Source organism: Streptomyces sp. CNQ085, from assembly GCF_022614595.1.
Taxonomy (GTDB): domain Bacteria; phylum Actinomycetota; class Actinomycetes; order Streptomycetales; family Streptomycetaceae; genus Streptomyces.
In genome coordinates, this window is record NZ_JAJFAU010000099.1 from 1 (window position 1) to 18,328 (window position 18,328).

At 70.6% G+C, this 18,328-nt stretch carries 14 protein-coding genes, 1 tRNA gene, 1 other RNA gene and 2 pseudogenes; 7 read left to right on the forward strand and 11 right to left on the reverse strand.

Annotation, left to right across the window (positions count from 1 at the left end; translation table 11 throughout):
- Nucleotides 1-1,240, reverse strand: a 1,240-nt coding sequence (locus tag LJ221_RS16555) for a DNA polymerase III subunit gamma and tau (protein WP_241717503.1), incomplete at its 3' end; no start/stop codon positions are given.
- A gap of 73 nt (nucleotides 1,241-1,313) precedes the next feature.
- Nucleotides 1,314-1,410, reverse strand: an RNA gene (gene ffs / locus LJ221_RS16560) — signal recognition particle sRNA small type.
- A gap of 107 nt (nucleotides 1,411-1,517) precedes the next feature.
- On the opposite strand from ffs, the gene LJ221_RS16565 reads away from it, so the two are divergent.
- A tRNA-Ser gene (locus tag LJ221_RS16565) sits at nucleotides 1,518-1,602 on the forward strand.
- A 363-nt stretch (nucleotides 1,603-1,965) separates the two neighbouring features.
- Here LJ221_RS16565 and LJ221_RS16570 read toward each other — a convergent pair.
- Complete coding sequence (locus LJ221_RS16570; RefSeq protein ID WP_241717504.1) at nucleotides 1,966-2,859, reverse strand: IS3 family transposase; 894 nt, start codon at nucleotides 2,857-2,859, stop codon at nucleotides 1,966-1,968.
- Nucleotides 2,856-3,155, reverse strand: coding sequence for a transposase (locus tag LJ221_RS16575; protein WP_241717505.1), 300 nt, complete (start codon nucleotides 3,153-3,155; stop codon nucleotides 2,856-2,858). Before LJ221_RS16575 ends, LJ221_RS16570 begins: the two co-directional genes overlap by 4 nt.
- Nucleotides 3,156-3,318: 163 nt before the next feature.
- On the opposite strand from LJ221_RS16575, the gene LJ221_RS16580 reads away from it, so the two are divergent.
- From LJ221_RS16580 to LJ221_RS16590, 3 genes are all read left to right on the forward strand, one after another.
- Nucleotides 3,319-4,791 carry an ATP-binding protein gene (locus LJ221_RS16580; RefSeq protein WP_241717516.1) on the forward strand — a complete coding sequence of 491 codons (1,473 nt, stop codon included), beginning with the start codon at nucleotides 3,319-3,321 and terminating at the stop codon, nucleotides 4,789-4,791.
- An 852-nt stretch (nucleotides 4,792-5,643) separates the two neighbouring features.
- Nucleotides 5,644-6,003 carry a hypothetical protein gene (locus LJ221_RS16585; RefSeq protein WP_241717506.1) on the forward strand — a complete coding sequence of 120 codons (360 nt, stop codon included), beginning with the start codon at nucleotides 5,644-5,646 and terminating at the stop codon, nucleotides 6,001-6,003.
- A gap of 61 nt (nucleotides 6,004-6,064) precedes the next feature.
- Nucleotides 6,065-7,486, forward strand: a complete 1,422-nt coding sequence (locus LJ221_RS16590) for an ATP-binding protein (protein ID WP_241717507.1) — start codon at nucleotides 6,065-6,067, stop codon at nucleotides 7,484-7,486.
- A 264-nt stretch (nucleotides 7,487-7,750) separates the two neighbouring features.
- Here LJ221_RS16590 and LJ221_RS16595 read toward each other — a convergent pair.
- Both LJ221_RS16595 and LJ221_RS16600 read right to left on the reverse strand, forming a co-directional pair.
- Nucleotides 7,751-8,621: pseudogene (locus tag LJ221_RS16595) on the reverse strand (tyrosine-type recombinase/integrase); the annotation flags it as partial.
- 660 nt (nucleotides 8,622-9,281) lie between these two features.
- Nucleotides 9,282-10,613 carry a helicase-associated domain-containing protein gene (locus tag LJ221_RS16600; RefSeq protein WP_241717508.1) on the reverse strand — a complete coding sequence of 444 codons (1,332 nt, stop codon included), beginning with the start codon at nucleotides 10,611-10,613 and terminating at the stop codon, nucleotides 9,282-9,284.
- Nucleotides 10,614-10,700: 87 nt separating this feature from the next.
- On the opposite strand from LJ221_RS16600, the gene LJ221_RS16605 reads away from it, so the two are divergent.
- Entirely contained in the window at nucleotides 10,701-10,871 is a 171-nt protein-coding gene (locus tag LJ221_RS16605) for a hypothetical protein (RefSeq protein WP_241717509.1), read from the forward strand.
- Here LJ221_RS16605 and LJ221_RS16610 read toward each other — a convergent pair.
- The 4 genes and pseudogenes from LJ221_RS16610 to LJ221_RS16625 all read right to left on the reverse strand — a co-directional run.
- A pseudogene (locus LJ221_RS16610) lies at nucleotides 10,858-11,712 on the reverse strand (aminotransferase class IV); the annotation flags it as partial. The gene LJ221_RS16605 and the pseudogene LJ221_RS16610 sit on opposite strands and share 14 nt — an antisense overlap.
- 143 nt (nucleotides 11,713-11,855) lie before the next feature.
- On the reverse strand, nucleotides 11,856-12,194 hold the full coding sequence (locus LJ221_RS16615; RefSeq protein WP_241717510.1) for an STAS domain-containing protein: 339 nt from the start codon (nucleotides 12,192-12,194) through the stop codon (nucleotides 11,856-11,858).
- Entirely contained in the window at nucleotides 12,191-13,495 is a 1,305-nt protein-coding gene (locus LJ221_RS16620) for a PP2C family protein-serine/threonine phosphatase (protein ID WP_241717511.1), read from the reverse strand. Before LJ221_RS16620 ends, LJ221_RS16615 begins: the two co-directional genes overlap by 4 nt.
- Nucleotides 13,495-14,298 (reverse strand): alpha/beta fold hydrolase, encoded by an 804-nt coding sequence (locus tag LJ221_RS16625; protein ID WP_241717512.1) that lies wholly within the window; start codon nucleotides 14,296-14,298, stop codon nucleotides 13,495-13,497. Before LJ221_RS16625 ends, LJ221_RS16620 begins: the two co-directional genes overlap by 1 nt.
- Before the next feature lie 285 nt (nucleotides 14,299-14,583).
- On the opposite strand from LJ221_RS16625, the gene LJ221_RS16630 reads away from it, so the two are divergent.
- Complete coding sequence (locus tag LJ221_RS16630) at nucleotides 14,584-14,997, forward strand: hypothetical protein (protein ID WP_241717513.1); 414 nt, start codon at nucleotides 14,584-14,586, stop codon at nucleotides 14,995-14,997.
- A 49-nt stretch (nucleotides 14,998-15,046) separates the two neighbouring features.
- On the opposite strand, the gene LJ221_RS16635 is transcribed toward LJ221_RS16630, so the two are convergent.
- Nucleotides 15,047-16,693, reverse strand: a complete 1,647-nt coding sequence (locus LJ221_RS16635; protein ID WP_241717514.1) for a cation:proton antiporter — start codon at nucleotides 16,691-16,693, stop codon at nucleotides 15,047-15,049.
- Between the two features lie 411 nt (nucleotides 16,694-17,104).
- Here LJ221_RS16635 and LJ221_RS16640 point away from each other — a divergent pair, with 411 nt between their 5' ends.
- Entirely contained in the window at nucleotides 17,105-18,274 is a 1,170-nt protein-coding gene (locus LJ221_RS16640; protein WP_241717515.1) for a glutathione-independent formaldehyde dehydrogenase, read from the forward strand.
- The last annotated feature ends 54 nt before the right edge of the window (nucleotides 18,275-18,328 follow it).

Consider the following 18,328-nt stretch of genomic DNA (forward strand, 5'->3'; position numbering starts at 1 on the left):
GCGTTCCGCCCGCTGCCGGGGGCACCGCCCCGGGGGCACCGCCCACCGGGCCCGCTCCCGCCGCCAGGCCGCCCGCGAGGCTCGCGCCCCGCTCCAGGCGGTCCAGGCGGGCCTGGAGGGAGCGCTCGTCGCCGTACGCCGCGGGCAGCAGCACCCGGGCACAGATCAGCTCCAGCTGCAACCGCGGCGAGGTCGCGCCGCGCATGTCCGTCAGACCCTCGTTGACGATGTCCGCCGCCCGGCTCAGTTCGGCCGGGCCGAAGACCGACGCCTGCGCCGTCATCCTCTCCACCACGTCGGCGGGGGCGTCGATCAGGCCCTTCTCCCCCGCGTCGGGCACGGCGGCCAGGATCACCAGGTCGCGCAGCCGCTCCAGCAGGTCCGCGACGAAGCGCCGCGGATCGTGCCCGTCCTCGATCACCCGGTCGACCACCTCGAAGGCCGCCGCGCCGTCGCCCGCCGCGAAGGCGTCCACCACCGAGTCCAGCAGCGTGCCGTCGGTGTAGCCCAGCAGCGCCGTGGCCATGGCGTACGTCACGCCGTCCTCGCCGGCGCCCGCCAGCAGCTGGTCCATCACCGACATCGAGTCACGCACGGACCCGGCGCCGGCGCGCACCACCAGGGGCAGCACACCGTCCTCGACGGGGATGGCCTCCCGCTCGCACACCTGGGCGAGGTAGTCGCGCAGGGTGCCCGGCGGCACCAGGCGGAACGGATAGTGGTGGGTGCGCGACCGGATCGTTCCGATGACCTTCTCGGGCTCGGTCGTCGCGAAGATGAACTTCAGGTGCTCCGGCGGCTCCTCGACCACCTTCAGCAGGGCGTTGAAACCCGCCGAGGTGACCATGTGCGCCTCGTCGATGATGTAGATCTTGTACCGGCTGGAGGCCGGGCCGAAGAACGCCTTCTCGCGCAGCTCGCGGGCGTCTTCCACACCACCGTGCGACGCGGCGTCGATCTCGATGACATCGATCGAGCCCGGCCCGTTGCGCGCCAGGTCCAGACAGGACCGGCACTCCCCGCACGGATCCGGCGTCGGACCCTTCTCGCAGTTCAGGCAGCGGGCGAGGATACGGGCGCTGGTCGTCTTGCCGCAGCCGCGCGGACCGCTGAAGAGGTACGCGTGGTTGACCCGGTTGTTGCGGAGGGCCTGCTGGAGGGGGTCGGTGACATGCTCCTGCCCGATGACCTCGGAGAAGGCCTCGGGGCGGTAGCGGCGGTACAGCGCGAGGGACGACACGTCTCCGACGATATAGGCCGCCGCCGACAACTGTGCCCCCGTTCCGACGGGGGCACAGTTGTCGGCGGGAAAAATCAGACGCCCCCCACGCACCCGCCAGAGCTCACCTACCCTTGCTGCCTTCCGGCCCTGGGGGAGTTCAGCGAGATGGCGCCACGTGAGGGGCTGCGCCAAGCCTACCGGATGCCGGAGGGTGCTCGAGCCGGGGGAGAGAGACGGAACCGGCCCGGGGGATCGGGTTCGCAACCACTCCCCCGCGTCATGTAATGTTTCCGGCGGAGGATTCGCCTAGAGGCCTAGGGCGCACGCTTGGAAAGCGTGTTGGGGGCAACCCCTCACGAGTTCGAATCTCGTATCCTCCGCAGTCGCCCACCTGGGCAAACGAAGGCCCCGACCGCTCAGCGGCCGGGGCCTTCGTCGTTCCACGGTTGCAGTTTTGGTTGCAGTTGCCCTGCCACCGGCAGGGCAACCGGCCTGGCGTTTCACCATGGCCATCCGGGAGGAGCGCCTGCAAGGCAGGCACGCAGTGCCTGGTCAGTGTCGAGGTTCACCGTCGCCTTCGTCGGGACTCCGACAAGATGGACAACGTCATCTCCACAGCGCAAGGGATCGCCGCATGGCCTCGAACTCGACGCCCCGACACCAGGGCCGTCTCGAACTGACCTGGACCGACAAGGACAAGACGCTCCTGTTGAAGTTCCCCCCTGATCCTGGACAGCGGATGCTTACGCTGCGGGGGTGAAGTCGTGCTGCAGCCTGGCTCGGGTTTCGAGTGGGATGAGGTACCCGAACTCGGGGTGCTTGCGGAGCCTGGTGCGGTTGTACTCGACCTCGATAAAGCGGAAGACATCGGCGCGGGCCGCCTCGCGGCTTTCCCACACGGCGGTGCCGATCTCCGCTTTCAGCAGACCGAAGAAGCTCTCAGCTGCAGCGTTATCGCAACATATGCCGGTTCGCCCCATGCTTTGCCTCAGGCCCAACGTCCCTGTTTCCCTGCGGAATTCGCCACTGGTGTACTCGCTGCCGCGGTCGGTGTGCATGATGCAGCCGGGCTGCGGGCCGCCGCGGGCCGCGGCCATCCGCAGCGCGTCGGTGACCAGCTCGGCGCGGTGGTGACCGGCCATGGCGTAGCCGACGATCTCGCGGGTGGCCAGGTCCAGCCGGCGGGCGAGGTAGAGCCAGCCCTCGGCGGTGGGCAGGTAGGTGATGTCGCCGACCGGCTTGGTCCCGGGGCGCTCGGCATGGAAGTCGCGGCCGATGAGGTCCGGGGCCGGCTTCGCCTTCTTGTCCGGCCGGGTCAGTGAGCGGTGCTTGCGGCGGCCGGCGCCGCGAATGTCGCGCTCGCGCATGACGCGGGCGATGCGCTTGCGGTTCACCCGCTGCCCCAGGCGGCGGGGCTCGGCGTGGATGCGCGGGACGCCGCAGGTGCGGCGGGAGGCGATGTGCAGCACGGTGATCTCGTGCGCGAGCGCGTCGTCGGCGGCCTGACGGGCCCGGCGGGCGGCCTCGCCCTCGCGCCAGGCGTAGTAGGAGGAGCGGGCCACGTGCGGCACCCGGCACAGCAGCACGATCGGGTAGTTCGCCTTCTCCGCGTGGATGAACCGGTACAGCTCGCTCACCGGTCGTTCTCCTTCACGAAGAAGGCGGTCGCTTTCTTCAGGATCTCGATCGTCTGCCGCTGTTCGCGGTTCTCCTCGCGCAGCCGCTTGAGCTCCTCGCGCTCGGCGCTGGTCAGCTCGCGGGAGCAGCCCTCTCCCCGGTCGGCCTTGGCCTTGCGGTACCAGCCGCGCAGGGACTCCGAGCTGATGCCGAGCTCCCGGGCCACGGCGGTGACCGTCTTGCCCGAGGAATCGACGAGCGCGATCGCGTCCCGCTTGTACTCGTCCGAGTACCGCTTCGTGTACTTGCTTCCCACCTGGTGCTACTTCCTCTGGAACCTCAAGATCCCAGTCTCCAGGTGTCCACGATCAAGGGGAAGCCTCAGCAAACACCGGGGTCGACGAGCGCACATCACGAGGCACGCCAGGAGGTAGGGGTATGTTTTATGAAAACGTACTTCTATCTCCGTGGAGCAGCTCGTGGACAAGCCTGCCGAGATGTTCGACCGGGACCACGAGTGGTCGGCGCTGCGCCGGTTCATCACCGACCCGCAGCCCGGGGCGACCCTGGGCGTGGTCTCCGGGCGCCGCCGCCAGGGCAAGACGTTCCTGCTGGACGCCGCCTGTCGTGCTGCCGGGGGGTTCTACTTCGGTGCGACCGAGGCCGCCGATGCCGAGTCGCTACGGCGGATCAGCGCGGCGCTGACCGCCCACGTCCGTCCTGCCAGCCCGTTCCACTTCGCCGACTGGACAGAGGCCGTCGACGCACTGCTCGCGCTCGGCGCCGAGCGGCCCGTCCCCGTGGTGATCGACGAGTTTCCGTACCTCGCCAAGGCCAACCCCGAGCTGCCGTCGATCATCCAGGAGGCGCTGCGGCCGCTGCGTGACCAGCGCACCGGCTCCCGTACCCGGCTGCTGCTGTGCGGATCGGCGCTGTCCTTCATGGGCAGGCTGCTCTCGGGTAACACCCCGCTGCGCGGACGGGCGGGGCTGGAACTGGTCGTCCGCCCCCTCGACCACCGCCTCGCCGCCGAGTTCTGGGACATCGCCGATCCCCACTTGGCCATGAAGGTGAACGCGATCGTGGGCGGCACCCCGGCCTATCGGCGCGAATTCGCACGCGGCGACACGCCAAAGGCTCCGGACGACTTCGACGACTGGGTCGTCCGCACCGTCCTCAACCCCGAAACCCCCCTCTTCCGCGAGGCCCGCTATCTGCTGGCCGAGGAACCCGACCTTCGCGACACCGCCCTGTACCTGTCCGTCCTGGCCGCCGTCGCCGACGGCAACGCCACACGCGGGGGCATGGCCGGCTATCTGGGACGCAAGGCCACCGACATCGCCCACCCCATCAACGTCCTCGAAGACGCGGGTCTGCTGCACCGGGACGCGGACGCCTTCCGCGACAACCGGCCCACCTACCGGATCGCCGAACCGCTGATCGGCTTCTACCACGCGATCATGCGACCGGTCTGGGACCAGCTCGAACGCCCCGGCAGCGCGGCACGGGTCTGGCAGGCCAGCCGTCGCCGCTTCGTCAGCAACGTCCTCGGGCCCCATTTCGAACAGGTCTGCCGCGACTGGGCGCTGCATCACGCCGACCCCGAGCTCCTGGGCGGTCTGCCCGCCCGCGTCGGACAGGGTGTCGTTCACGACCCCAGGGCCCGTACCGGCAACGAGGTCGACGTGGCGGTCATCGGAATCGCGGATGGCGCCAAGCCCCCACTCCTGGCCATCGGAGAGGCCAAGTGGAACGACACCATGGGAGCTGCCCACATCGAACGTCTCCGGCACATCCGCGACCTCATCGCCCGGGCCGGGCGCTACGACACCGCCGACACGCGGCTCCTGTGCTTCAGCGGAGCCGGATTCAACAACAAGGCGCATGCCGCAGCGGCAACCAGCCCGGACATCCGGCTGATCGACCTGGAGACCCTCTACGGTCAGGCCTGATGTCCGCCCACGCGTCCGTGACTGCCGGGGTGGAGGCGTCTGTTGCCGGAAGCCGGTGGTCACCGTGCCCGGCAGCCCCGGCAGCGTTGCGCCCGAACCCCCGCCGGCGGCCGGACTCACACCTGCTCCGGCACCGTCCGCATCCCGCCGCGGGTCCCGGCCGACTCCCGAGCCCACCACCCCATCAGCGCCGGGTTCGAGCCGCCTGGTCAGCGTGGAGGCCATTCCGCCCCGGTGTGCCGCCCAGGTGCTGAGCACCGGCGATCATCAGGAAACCGTCATCGCCGCCCTGTCCGAGATCGTGTTACCCGCTCCGCTGCAGGTCAGGACGTGTACGGCTCCCGCCGGACACCCGGGCGAACATTTGGAAAGCGTGTCGGGGGCAACCCCTCACGAGTTCGAATCCCGTATCCTCCGCAGCCGCCTGAACAGGCGAAACGAGAAGCCGAGCCGCGATCTGCGACTCGGCTTCTCGTCGTGCTCTGGCTGCATTTCCGGTTGCGTTCACATGCACCCAATTCGAATGTTCCGGGTATCCGGGTAGACCCGTTCCCGCCGCTCCGCGGATGTCGGCGCCCAACAACGAGGGAAGCCGCTCCCGTACGGCACCTGCGGATCACAGGCGTAGGACACCCTTGAAACCCCCGCGGCGGGTCCGTCCCCTGTCATGATCCTGATCTCGCGAGGTGCCCGGGCATGAAGTCCCGATCGACGCCGGCGACTTGGCTGAGCGGCCTCGACGGATGCCGTCTGGCACGCGTGCTCAAGACACGGAGGGACGCCGCGCCCCTCCGGAGCCGCGCTCGGTGGGGGAACCGGCCGACCGTCTTCAGCGCCCGGGATCGGTGACGCTTGCCCTGCGCGGACCCGGTCGGCACGCCCCATTCCGTCCCGTCCCGCCTTCCGTGGGGTTGGCGTCCGCCCTCCAGGGAGGTCAACCGCGAGGCGTCGGCCGCCGGCTCGGTCCTGTCGGCCCGGACCGACGCCGACCTCACCGCTGTCGTCACCGGCACACCATCCGTGCGGCTGATCGACGCAGGTCAGGCCATCACCGTCGGGTACGTTGCCACCTCGGGCAACCGGACCGTACGCACCCTCAGCGGCCTGGACCTCGGTCCGCCCCATCTCGAAGCCTGGTGCCGCCTTCGGGACGCCGAGCGCGTTCTCGCACTCTCCCGCGTTCACAGCGTCATGAGCGCCGCACCCGAATGAGGAGGAATGGTATCGGCATCGATAGTATTCCTGTCGATACCATTCCTCGCAGGAGGCTTGAATGCGGCGTTTCATCGGTCGGGACCGCGAGCTGAACGTGCTCGGCAGCGCCCTGCGGTCGGTCCACGACGCCGTCGGCGCGGCGAAGCCGGGACAGTGCATCCTCATGCGCGGGCGGAGGCGGGTCGGCAAGTCCAGCCTCGTCGAAGAATTCCTCCGGCGCACCGAGGTGCCGTCCCTGTTCTTCACCGCGGCGGGCGGCACGGCGGAGGACGAGCTGACGGAGTTGCTCGACGCCGTCGCCAGGTCCACGCTGCCGGAGCGGGAACTGTTCTCGGAGGAGACTCCGGAGCAGTGGAATGCTGCATTCAGGCTGCTTGCGGAGATCCTTCCCGACGACAGCCCGAGCGTGGTCGTCATGGACGAGGTTCCGTACCTCATGGACCGCATCGACGCCTTCGAGGGCACGCTCCAGCGGGCATGGGACCGCCTGCTCAGCCGTAAACCCGTACTTCTCCTCCTGGTCGGCTCCGATCTGTCGATGATGGAGGCGCTGAACAGCTACGACCGGCCCTTCCACCAGCGGGGCCGGGAAATGGTCGTGGGGCCGCTGAACCCGGCCGACATCGGCGAGACGCTCGGTCTTGAGCCGGCTGCCGCATTCGACGCCGCCCTCATCACAGGCGGTCTTCCGCTGGTCTGCGCGGAGTGGCGGCCCGGGGCCGATGTCTGGGAGTTCCTCCGCGACTCGCTGGACAACCCGATCTCGGCGCTGCTGGTCTCCGCCGAGCGGTCACTTGCCGCGGAGTTTCCACCGCGGGCGATGAGCAGAGAAGTCCTGCGGGCCATCGGAACCGGCGAGCGAACTTTCACCAACATCGCACGCGCCGCGGGTGGCATCGCCCACACCACCCTCACCCGAGCCACTGACGTCCTGACCGAGAAACGGGTGGTGGCAGCCGAGCTGCCCGTCTCGCTGAGACCGTCGAAGGAACGCCGCTACCGCGTGGCCGATCCCTACCTCCGGTTCTGGCTCGCGTTCCTGGATCCCCACATGGCGGAAATCGAGCGTATGCGGGGGGATCTCACGCTGAGCCGGATCAAGGAGCAGTGGACGAGCTGGCGGGGGCGTGCGATCGAGCCCCTCGTCCGGGAATCCCTCGCCCGTCTCCTGCCGGACGGGCTCCTGCCCGCCGCCCCGGCGATCGGCGGGTACTGGACCCGCAGCAACGACGTCGAAGTCGACTTGGTCGGCGCCGACCGGCAGCCGGTGGCCAAGGAGTTGCTCTTCCTCGGTTCGGTCAAGTGGCTGGAGAACTCCGCGTTCGACAGCCACGACCTGGCGGCGCTGCAAAAGCACCGGGCCGCGATCACCGACGAGCCGGTACCGCTCGTCGCGGTCTCCCGCAACGGGACCACCTGTTCCGGGCTCCGGGCGGCATACGGCCCTGATGAACTGCTCAGCGCCTGGCGCAGGGCGTAAGAAGGGGCTGACGCTCCTGTGGTCTCGGTTCTGGTCTCGTTCACCCCCGTCCGTCCCCGTCCAGACAGAGCTGATCCGAACGCTTCACCGCAGGTCAGGACGCATACGACCGCCACCGGGCCCCCGGGCGAACATTTGGAAAGCGTGTTGGGGGCAACCCCTCACGAGTCCGAATCCCGTATCCTCCGCAGCCGCCTGAACAGGCGAAACGAGGGGCCCCACCGATCATCGGCGGGGCCCCTCGTTGTTGTCCGTCAGACCTCGTTAGACCTCGTTGTCCTGGTTTTTGTCCACAGGGGGTGTCTCGGGGCTTCCCCAGATGGCTTCGGCGATCTTCCGGGCCACGTCCTTGAGCATGGCGTCCGGCACATGCAGGTACCGCGCCCGCATCCGCGCGGAGGTGCCCGGCTCCCAACCCATGATCTGATCGATGACCCGGTCCGGGACCCCGAGCAGCATGAGCACGGTGGCGGCGGTGTGCCGGGCGTCATGAAGGCGGGCGTCCCGTACGCCGGCGTCTCCCAGCAGCCGCTTCCAGTCGTGGTAGTCCGTGTTCGGGCTGAGCGGCCCGCCCAACGGCTTGGTGAACACGTACTCGGACTCGGTCCACAGGTTCCCCGCCTCCGTGCGTTCCCGGGCCTGCGCATCCCTGTGGGAGCGGAGCATCACGACCAGCGGGCCCGGGAGGGGAACGGCACGACGCCCGGCGCGTGACTTCGTGTTCTTCGTCTCGCGCCGCACCTGCACCCGGTCCGGGCAATAGCCGGCCTTCCGGCCGCACGGCGCCGCCTCACCACACCCGTGCTCGTACTTCGGCCGCAACCTGTTCCGGCGAAGCTTCAGGTACTCGTTGTCCGGGTCCACGTCAGACCACCGCAGCCCGAGCGTCTCCCCCTGCCGCAGTCCGAGAGCCAGTGCCAGCATCCAGCGGGCACTGTTCCGGCGCTTGTTCACTTCGAGCAGGAGGCTCTGTACCTCGTCGACCGAGTAGGGCTTCCACCTCCGTCTCGTCCTCTTCCATCCGGGGAGGCTTCGCGAGCGCGGCGGCGTTCTTCGCCGCGTGACCACGCCGCACCGCTTCTCCAGGTCGCCGAAGCGCTGGCGGCGCTGAGTGCGCCCGCGTCGCGCGATGCCCTGGCGGGGCTACCGGGAACGGCGGCCGGCGAACTGGACCTGGTGTTGGAGGCTGGAGGCCTTGGCCGATCATGCTCTGGTCTGGCCTGACGACGCGGGGAGTCTCCGCATGGCCGGACCGCTACGGCAGACACGGGACACGCCCCTGGGTCTGGATGCCCCGTCGGAGGAACTACTCACGAGCGCGACCTCCGACGAGCTGCGCGGAATGCTGGCGGCACTGGGCGTCAAGCCGCCGGGCGGCAAGGCGCAGCGGGTGGCCGCACTGGTGGAACACCACAGCGGCCCGGAGCAGCTTCCCTCCGTGATCGCCAAGGCCCCTGCGGCGACTCGGAAGCTGCTCGAAGGCCGAGCGGGAGCCGGGCTGGCGGAGCCCGCGCGGTTCGTCGTGCTCGGGAGTCCGGATCCCGATCCCGAAGCAGGCAGTCGATGGGCGCTGGTACGGGGGCTCCTGGTCCAGGGCCGTCATCACTACGGCCCGGTCCTCCCCGGCGACCACCGGCGGCCGGGGGTCGGCCGGGGGTCGGCCGGTCTCGGTCCTGGTCTCGTTCGTTCCCGGCGTTCAGCACCTTTCAGGCACGCGGCGAACGTCCCCTCTGCCGGTGACCAAAGGCGGGCGGGCCCCGGCCCGAGGCGCCCCGAAGCGGCTCTCCCCGTACCGTCAGGCCAGCGGATAGCCCAGGGCCAGGGCAGCCTTGCGGAACGCCGGCAGACGGTCGGGGGCGACCGCGAGGTGGCGCTCGCCGATCCGGGTACACAGCACGCGCAGACGGCGGTCGCTGATGACGAGGGCCGCCAGTGCCTCGTCCGCGCACTCGATGAGATGGGTCTGCCCTGTATCGCGGAGCCGGCCGGTGCGGCGGCCGGTGTCGTCGAGCAGGGTGGTGACGGTCTGGGGCACGGGGTGCGAGGCGGCCTGGTCCAGGTAGCCGCGGAGTTCGTCGAGGGTGTGCCCGCGGTCCAGGGCTTGCAGGAGGGAAGCGGTGGTGAGCGTCCAGACCCGGTCCGCCTTCCGGTCGCAGAAGGCGTCCAGGAGGAGTGTGTCGGCTGAGGGCAGCCCGTCGAGGGCGACGATGTCGAAACTCGCCAGGACGGTGACCCTGCCCGCCGGAACGGCCGAGGCGGGGGCCTGGACGGGGGCGTAGTCGTCCGCGAGGCCCACGGCGTGGGCGCCCAGGGGGTTGAGGCGGAGCGCGGACAGGCCGTCGTAACGGCTGAGCTGGTCGAGGTAGTCGCCGCCCCAGTTGTCGCGGTAGTCCTCGCGGGCGCCCGCCGGGGGAACGTATTCGATGTCGATGAGGCCGAGCGTGGCGGCGTACTCGAAGAGCACCGCCAGGGTGTACCGCCCCTGGAGGAGGGACCAGCCGTGGTGGCCTTCGTAGCCGAGGCTGCCGTACTGCGGGTCCTCCAGGTACAGCTTCCACAGAGCACGTTCACCGCGGTGGACGACTGGATCAAGGCGGGCCGCGCGCATGTCCGTGAACAGGCCGTCGACGGATGTCCACTCACCCGGGGTGAGACCGGCCAGCGCTTGGCCGACGAGCTTGCGGCGCGGTTTGGCGGCGGTCAGGACGTTCGTCGAGCGCTGGCCCTTGATCCCCTCCACGCGGGAGAACTCGTCCAGGAGGCTGTTGTTCATCCAGCGTTGCCACAGTTGAGAAATGGTCAGGTGCGGCGGCCTGGTCAGCGCGGTCCGTCCGCGCGTGGTCGGCATCAGCCGGCCGCCGGTGAGCTGAGCGAGGCCACCTGCCTGAAGCAGCACCGGCCAGGCGAAAGCGGCGATGGCGTCGTTCGGATAGAAGTCGCCGCCGTCCAGGACGTCGGCGACCGCCGAGACGGTGGCGGTACTGGGACGGCGGGTCCTCTCACTGCACCGCAGCTTCTCCGTCATGCACAGGCGCAGCACCGTCAGCAGGTTGGCCTGCGCCTCGTGCTCGGTGTACCGGACCCGTGGGGCGCCGGTGGGTTCCCGCCGCTGTTCGACTGATACCACTACTCGTGTTCTCCGTTTCGTGCCGTTCGCGTCCCGTCCCCGCAGACGGGCAACGTAGTCGTAGCCGCCCGGACCACAGGTGCGCTCATGATCCTCGACCACCTTGTGCGGGTTGCCGTGGGGACCGTGGAAGCGGAACGGCCTGCCGTCCCGGCCGAAGCCGATGACGGGCCGGCCGCCGGGCGGGGCACCCGGGTGCACTGCGGCGTCGGTGAAACCGTGCACGAGCAGCGCGTCGCCGAAGTCAGCCCCCGGTGAGCGGTTGCCTGGTCGCGTAGTAGGCGCGCAGTGCGGCCTCGCCGCCGGAGCCCAGGGCGGTCATGATTCGCTGGAAGCGGGCGGAGCACAGATCTCCGGCCACGATGACGCGGGGATGCTGTTCGGCGGGCGGGCAGTATCCGTCCGCACCACGGACCAGGTCGCCGGGCGGAGCGGTCGGCCCGTTTCCGATGCTGAGGTAGGCGGCGTCCGCCACGACCGCCCGCCGTTCACCGCCGCGGCCCACCGGAGCCGAGGCCGAGGCGTGGACCTGCTGGAGCAGCCGCATGGTGGTGCCGGCCAGGCACTCCGCCTCTGGCCACACCACCTGCCCGCCCCGGACGAAACCGATGTTCCAGGTGCCACCCTCAGAGATCATGGACCGGCCGTCCACGAACAGCGCGTCGTCGAAACCCGCCCGCTGTGCCGCGCGCCGGTGCCACAGCGCGCCGAACAGCCCGACGCTCTTCACCCCGGGCATGTCCCGGGTGTACACGGCCGACCGGATACGCGGTGGCGGAAGCGGCAGACCGCCGACGGCCCGGGTGGTCACCAGCACATGCGGGTGCGCGTCCGTCCCGATACGACCCAGCTCCAGCGCCGGATCGAAGACGGTCACCCTGACGACACAGGCCCCGGTCCGGGGGACGGCCCCGCGGACGAACCCCAGAACGCGCCCGGGGTCCAGGCCGGTGTCGAACACCGTCCGGCAGTCGCGCACCAGCCGGTCCAGGTGCAGGGACACGCCCCGTACCCGGCCCTGCTCGACGCGCATCGACGTGAAGTGGCCGTAGTTGGTCAGAGCCAGGGCCTGAAGGGCACCGGGACCGACCGGCGACCCGGCGTGCCCGCTCCTGCTCGTGCCCGGAGATCGGCCCCTGACGACGTTCGTAGTCGGCCAGGTAGCCGAGTACCGCCGCGTCGCGGACGGGCGTCCGGCGGTTCCGGTGCCGGTTCGGACTGATCGCGCGGGCGCGGCCCCCGTCAGGACCGGGTGGCGGTCTCGCTGTCGGGGTGGATGGGGAGGATCTGGTCGAGGCCGACGATGCGCAGGATGCGCAGGGTGTTGTCGGGGACGGCGGCGAGGGCGATGTCGGCCCGGGCCGCGTGGGCGTGGTTGCGGGCGGCGATCAGCGCGGTGATGCCGCTGGAGTCGCAGAACTCCAGACCGGCCAGGTCCACCACGAGACGCTGCCCCGGTCGCAGGGTGAGCTTGGGGAGCAGTTCACGCAGTCCGCCGGAGCTGGCGTAGTCGAGGTCGCCGGTGATCTCGAGGACGGGGCCGGTCGCGGCGTTCCGGGTGGTGATCTTCAACGGGCTCATCGTGCGTTCTTCGTTGCCGGGCCGGGAGCGGGGTCGGCGGGGTGGGCGGGGACGCCGAGGGCGAGCAGGGCGGTGTCGTCGTCCAGGCCGTCGCCGAAGTCGTCGAGCAGGCCGGTCAGCGCCCGGATGACCTCACGGGCGGACTTGCCCGCCTGGCCCGCGGCGAAGTCGAGCAGGGCCTGGTCCCCGTAGAGGGTGGCGCGGTCCTCGCCCGTACGGGCTTCGGTGAGGCCGTCGGTGTAGAGCAGGAGGATGTCGCCGGGAGCGAGGACGGTGGTCGCGGAGACGAAGCGCGGGTCGGACAGGACGCCGACGAGGAGACCGCCGGGGGTGGGCAGGAAGCCGGCTCGGCCGTCGGCTCTCAGGACGAGGGCCGGCGGATGGCCGCCGGCGGCGATGCGGACGGCGACCTGTCCGGTCGAGAGGTCGGGTTCGAGGAGGCCGAAGACGGTGGTGCAGTAGCGCGGGTCGCCGCCGGTGTAGCGCTCGTGCAGCACGGTGTTCAGGGTGGACAGGGCGGCCACGGGGTCGGGGTCGTGCATGGCCGCGGCGCGCAGGGTGTAGCGCGTCAGCGACGTCACAGCGGCGGCCTGGGGGCCCTTGCCGCACACGTCGCCCAGGAAGAACGCCCAGCGTTTGCCGTCCACGGCGAACAGGTCGTAGAAGTCGCCGCCGAGCCTCTCGGGCGAGGCCGTGTGGTAGTGGGCGGCCGCCTCCAGCCCGGGGATGTCGGGGAGCATGGCGGGCAGCAGGCTCTGCTGGAGCGTGGCGAGGGCCTCCTGGAGCCGGACGCGGTCGGTCTCCGCCTGTTCACGTGCCGCCTCCGCCTCCCGCTTGCGCCGCAGGAGTTCCTCCTCGTAGGAGCGGCGGTCGCGGGCGTCGAAGACCGTGGTGCGGATCAGCAACGGCTCGCCCTCGCCGCCGTACTTCACCACCGAGGAGACGAGGACCGGTATTCGCACGCCTCGCGCGCCCCTGATCTCCAGGGCGATACCGCCGATCTCGCCCTGCATGCGCAGCAGCGGCGCGAAGTGCGTCTCATGGTAGAGCCTGCCTCCCACCGTGAGCAGGTCGGTGAACCGCATCCGGCCCACCACCGCGCTCCGCTCCAGGCCGAGCCAGCCCAGCAGCGTGGCGTTGATCTTCGCGATCGTGCCGTCCATCAGCGTGGACAGGTAGCCGCACGGCGCGGTCTCGTAGAGCTCCTCCGCGCTGTCCTCCAGCAGGGCGGCGAACGCGGCGTTCCCGGGGTCGTTCCCCCCCGCCTCGTGCGGGTCGGGCTGTCGCCCGGAACGGCACATCACCGCAGGCCCGCCAGGAACGCGGTGATCGCCGCGTTGGTGGCCTCGGGCGCCGACAGGTGCGGGCAGTGCCCGACCGCCTCCAGTGTGACCAGCTCCGATCCGGGGACGGCCCGGTGGACGAAGGCGCCGACCTCCCGGGGGGCGATGGCGTCCTGGGCGCATTCCAGCACCAGCGTCGGCACCTTCACCTTCCCCAGATCGTCGCGTGCGTCCGACAGGAAGGTGGTCCGGGCGAAGACGCGGGCCATGTCGGGATCGGTGGCGCAGAAGCTGTTCCTCAGCTCCTCGCCGAGCTCGGGCCGGTCCGGCGTTCCCATGATCACCGGCGCCATCGCGGCCGACCAGCCCAGGTAATTCGCCTCAAGGGAGGCCAGCAGCTCGTCGATGTCCTGTGCGCTGAACCCGCCCCGGTAGCCCTCGTCGTCGATGTACCGCGGCGAGGGGGCGACCATCACCAGTGCCCCGATGCGCTCCGGCGCCATGTCTGCGGCCAGCACGCCGATCATCGCGCTGACCGAGTGCCCCACGAACACCGCGTCGCGCAGACCGAGGGCCTCGCACACCTCCACCGCGTCCCAGGCGTAGCCGTCCAGGGAGGCGTAGCGGTCCTCGCGGAAGGCGGACGGGTCGGAGCGGCCCGAGCCGACGTAGTCGAACAGCACCACCCGGTAGTCCCCGGCCAGCGCCGGCACCGTCAGCCGCCACATGTTCTGGTCGCAGCCGAAGCCGTGCGCCAGCACCACGACCGGCCCTCGCGGGTTGCCCGTGACGGTGACGTTGTTTCTGCGCCGGATGTCCATGCCCGCCATTCTTCCAGCCCGCGCCCGCCGTCCCGGCCCGGGGACAGGGGCGGGGACGGGGACGGGGGGGGGACGGGGGGGGGACGGCACGGGACGGGGTACAAGGGGCACGGGCGGGACGTCCGTTTGCGCCCCCGTGCCGCCGCACGATACTGGGAACGAGGGCGGCGGACGCGCCGGTGAGCGCGTGGAGGGCGGCCCTCGGCCGCCTCCCGTTCCCCACCTCCGGGCGCGGGCGGAACGCCGGAGGCCCGGAGCCCCACCCGCGAGACGAGGTGACTTCCGATGGCACAGACGGCTCAGCGGCAGCACTCGGACGACGCCCAGGACCTGGCCGGCGGACTGGTGGTCTTCGCCGCCGTCATACTGGTCATCTCCGGTGTGCTGAACCTGCTGCGCGGCATCATGGGCATCGCCGGGGACGATGTCTTCCTCACCACCCCCGATTACACCTTCCAGTGGGACACCACCGGATGGGGCTGGGCCCATCTCATCCTGGGGGCCGTGAGCATCGCGGTGGCCGCCGGCCTGTTCCGGGGTGCGCTGTGGGCACGGGTCGCGGGCGTGGTGATGGCCTCGCTCCTGCTGGTGGCGAACTTCCTGTCGCTGCCGTACTACCCGATCTGGTCGATCGTGCTGATCGCCCTGTGTGCCCTGGTCGTCTGGGCGCTGTCGGTGTACCGGCGCGGTCCCGTGTGACGGGCGGCGCGCCCGGCGGTAAGGCGGGCGGTAAGGCGGGGCGCCCGTGTCAGTCGCTTCGGTCGCGCAGCAGTCCGTCCAGGGCGGTCGCCGCGTCCGACGCCGCGGCGGCGAACGGCTCGATGACCAGGTCGACCCCCTCCTCGCGCAGCCGCCGGGCGTCGCGCCGGTTGTGGGCGGTGACGGCCGTGACGCCTCGGTACCCGTGGTGGCGCAGTCCGTGCAGCAGTGCCCGGTTGGTGTCCGCCGCCGGGATGGCGCTGACCACGCAGCGGGCCCGGTCCAGTGGCAGGGATTCCAGGAAGTGGATGTCCTCGGCGCTTCCGAAGACCGCGGTCACCCTCTCCCGGTCATTGCGCGCGACCCGGTGCGGGTCGTAGTCCACGGCCAGGACCCGGTGCCCGGCCCGGCTGAGCCGGTCGGCCAGCAGGCCGCCGAAGCGGCCGAGCCCGTAGAGGACGACATCGGCGTCGCGGTGGGCGTCGGCGGGTCCGGCATGGCGGACGCCGGTCCGTTCGAACCTGCCCAGCCACCGCTCCAGGCGCCCGTAGATCTGATGGGAGTAGAGGATCAGGTAGGTGGAGCCGCCGATGGTGACCAGGCCGACGACGGTGATCAGGCTGACGGTGGCGCCGGTGATGTGCCCGAGGCTGTACCCGAGCGCGGCGAGGATCAGGGAGAACTCCGAGATCTGGGCGACCGTCAGCCCCGCCAGGAAACCCACCCGGACCGGGTAGCGCATGGCGGCCATGATCACGACGACGACCAGCGGGTTGCCGACGAGCACGAACGCCGAGAAGACCAGCGCCTCGGCGATCTGTGTGCCCGCGTCCGTGAACTCCAGGCGCGCGCCCAGCTCCAGGAAGAAGAAGAGCAGCAGGAAGTCGCGCAGACTGACCAGCCGGGCCCCCAACGCGTCCCGGTAGGGGGTGCCGGCCAGGGAGACCCCGGCCAGGAACGCCCCGACCTCGGAACTGAAGCCGAGCCACTCGCTCAGCGCGGCCACCGACACCGCGTAGGCCACGCCGAAGAGCACCAGCAGCTCCTGGGACCGGGCGACGCGGTGCAGCAGCCCGGGCAGGACGTAGCGCGTCAGCGCGGCGATACCGGCCAGCAGGCCCAGCCCCTTGGCGAGGACCAGGGCGATGCCCGCAGCCATGCCGCCGCCGCTGTCCCCGGTCCGCTGCCCGGACGCGGTCAGCGCGATCATGACCAGCACCACGACGATGTCCTGCACGATCAGGAACCCCACCGCGATGCGCCCGTGGAGCTGATCCAGCTCGCGCTTGTCGGACAGCAGCTTCACGATGATGATCGTGGACGAGAAGGTGAGCGCGATCGCGACGTAGAGCGCCGTCACCGTGTCCATGCCCAGCGCGAGCGCGATCAGGAAGCCGATCACCGAGGTGAACAGGACCTGGCCGAGCCCGGTGGCCAGCGCGATGGGCCCGGTGGTGCGGACCAGGTGCAGGTCGAGCCGGAGCCCCACCAGAAACAGCAGCACCGCGATGCCCAGCCGGGCCAGCAGCTCGACGGTGCCCTCGGCCTCCACCCAGCCGGCGCCGGCGGGACCGGCCAGGATGCCGACGCCGATGAAGGCGACGATCAGCGGCTGCTTCAGCAGCGTCGCCAGCAGGCCCGCGGCGGCGGAGAGCGCGAGGACCGCGGCGACGAGGGGGAAGTCGTAGGGATCCATGGCCCGGCCCGGTCACCGGTTCGTTCGCCGCGGCGAGACGGTCATCGTCCCGGCCCCGGCGCCGTGTCCGGAAGCGCGGCGGGCCGGGCCGTACGGCCGGCGGCGGGACCGCACCGAGTACACCGGCATCACCACCCCCGGTCGACCGGATCCCATGCCAGATTAGTCCCTTTCGCCCTCTCGGTGCCTCTCGGGGGACTCCCGGGGCGCCTGCCGGGGTGGGCGCCGCGCGGTGCGCGCGTAGGCATGTTTCGCCGGCCCCTCCGGTGGAGACCCGTACACCCCAATGGGTGATAATACGGAATATGAGCGACATTAAACCGGTATGACGCACACCGCGAGGGCACTCTCGCGGGTTCCGCGCACCACGTCGCACCACGCCGCACCGCGCCGCGCCGTAAGGAGGCAGCGATGAAAGCCGTCGTCTACAAGGAACCGTTCAGCGTCGACGTCGAGGAGGTCGAGGATCCCCGTATCCAGGACCCCACGGATGTGATCGTCAAGGTCACCACGTCCGCCATCTGCGGCTCCGACCTGCACATGTACGAGGGCCGCACCGGTGCGGAGCCGGGCATCGTGTTCGGCCACGAGAACATGGGGGTCGTGGAGGAGACCGGCTCCGGGGTCGCCTCGGTGAGGAAGGGCGACCGGGTCGTCATGCCGTTCAATGTGGCGTGCGGCTTCTGCAGGAACTGCCTGGCGGGGCGGACGGGCTTCTGCCTGACCGTCAACCCGGGCTTCGCGGGCGGCGCCTACGGCTACGTCTCGATGGGCCCCTACACCGGCGGCCAGGCGCAGTACCTGCGGGTACCGTTCGCGGACTTCAACTGCCTGCAGCTGCCCAAGGGCACCGAGCACGAGGACGACTTCGCCCTGCTCGCCGACATCTTCCCCACCGGCTACCACGCCGCCGAGCTGGCGCAGGTGTCCCCCGGCGAGACGGTGTGCGTGTTCGGTGCCGGACCGGTCGGCCTGATGGCGGCCTACTCCGCGGTGCTGCGCGGCGCCTCCCGTGTCTTCGTCGTCGACAAACAGCCGGACCGGCTCCGCCTCGCGGGACGGATCGGCGCGGTCCCGATCGACTACGGCAAGGGCGACGCCGCCGAGCAGATCAAGGAGCAGACGGACGGGGAGGGCACCGACAAGGGCATCGACGCCGTCGGCTACCAGGCCACGGTCGCCGAGGGCGAGGAACAGCCGGCGACAGTGCTCAACACCCTGGTCGAGGCCGTCCGTCCCACCGGGATGCTCGGAGTGGTCGGGCTCTACGTGCCGGCGGACCCCGGCGGCCCCAGCGAGAGCGCCAAGAAGGGCGAACTGCTCTTCAGGATTGGTAAGTTCTTCGAGAAGGGCCTGCGGATGGGGACCGGCCAGGCGAACGTCAAGGCGTACAACCGCCAGCTGCGCGACATGATCATCGCCGGCCGCGCCACCCCCGGCTTCGTGGTCTCACACCGGGTCCCGCTGGAGGAGGCCCCGGGCGCCTATCAGCACTTCGACAAGCGCGACGAGGGCTGGACGAAGGTGCTCCTCAAGCCCGAGAAGGGCAACGGGCACAAGAAGCAGAAGGTGTCGGCGTAGCCGCGCGGAGCGGTGCGGCGGCGGTGCGGCGGCGGTACGGCCGGTGCGCCGCAC

Coding starts and splice junctions, on each gene's coding strand:
- LJ221_RS16625 (WP_241717512.1), bottom strand. CDS start 14,298: ATGGACATCCGGCGCAGAAACAACGTCACCGTCACGGGCAACCCGCGA.
- LJ221_RS16620 (WP_241717511.1), bottom strand. CDS start 13,495: ATGTGCCGTTCCGGGCGACAGCCCGACCCGCACGAGGCGGGGGGGAAC.
- LJ221_RS16635 (WP_241717514.1), bottom strand. CDS start 16,693: ATGGATCCCTACGACTTCCCCCTCGTCGCCGCGGTCCTCGCGCTCTCC.
- LJ221_RS16615 (WP_241717510.1), bottom strand. CDS start 12,194: ATGAGCCCGTTGAAGATCACCACCCGGAACGCCGCGACCGGCCCCGTC.
- LJ221_RS16640 (WP_241717515.1), top strand. CDS start 17,105: ATGAAAGCCGTCGTCTACAAGGAACCGTTCAGCGTCGACGTCGAGGAG.
- LJ221_RS16590 (WP_241717507.1), top strand. CDS start 6,065: ATGCGGCGTTTCATCGGTCGGGACCGCGAGCTGAACGTGCTCGGCAGC.
- LJ221_RS16605 (WP_241717509.1), top strand. CDS start 10,701: ATGATCCTCGACCACCTTGTGCGGGTTGCCGTGGGGACCGTGGAAGCG.
- LJ221_RS16630 (WP_241717513.1), top strand. CDS start 14,584: ATGGCACAGACGGCTCAGCGGCAGCACTCGGACGACGCCCAGGACCTG.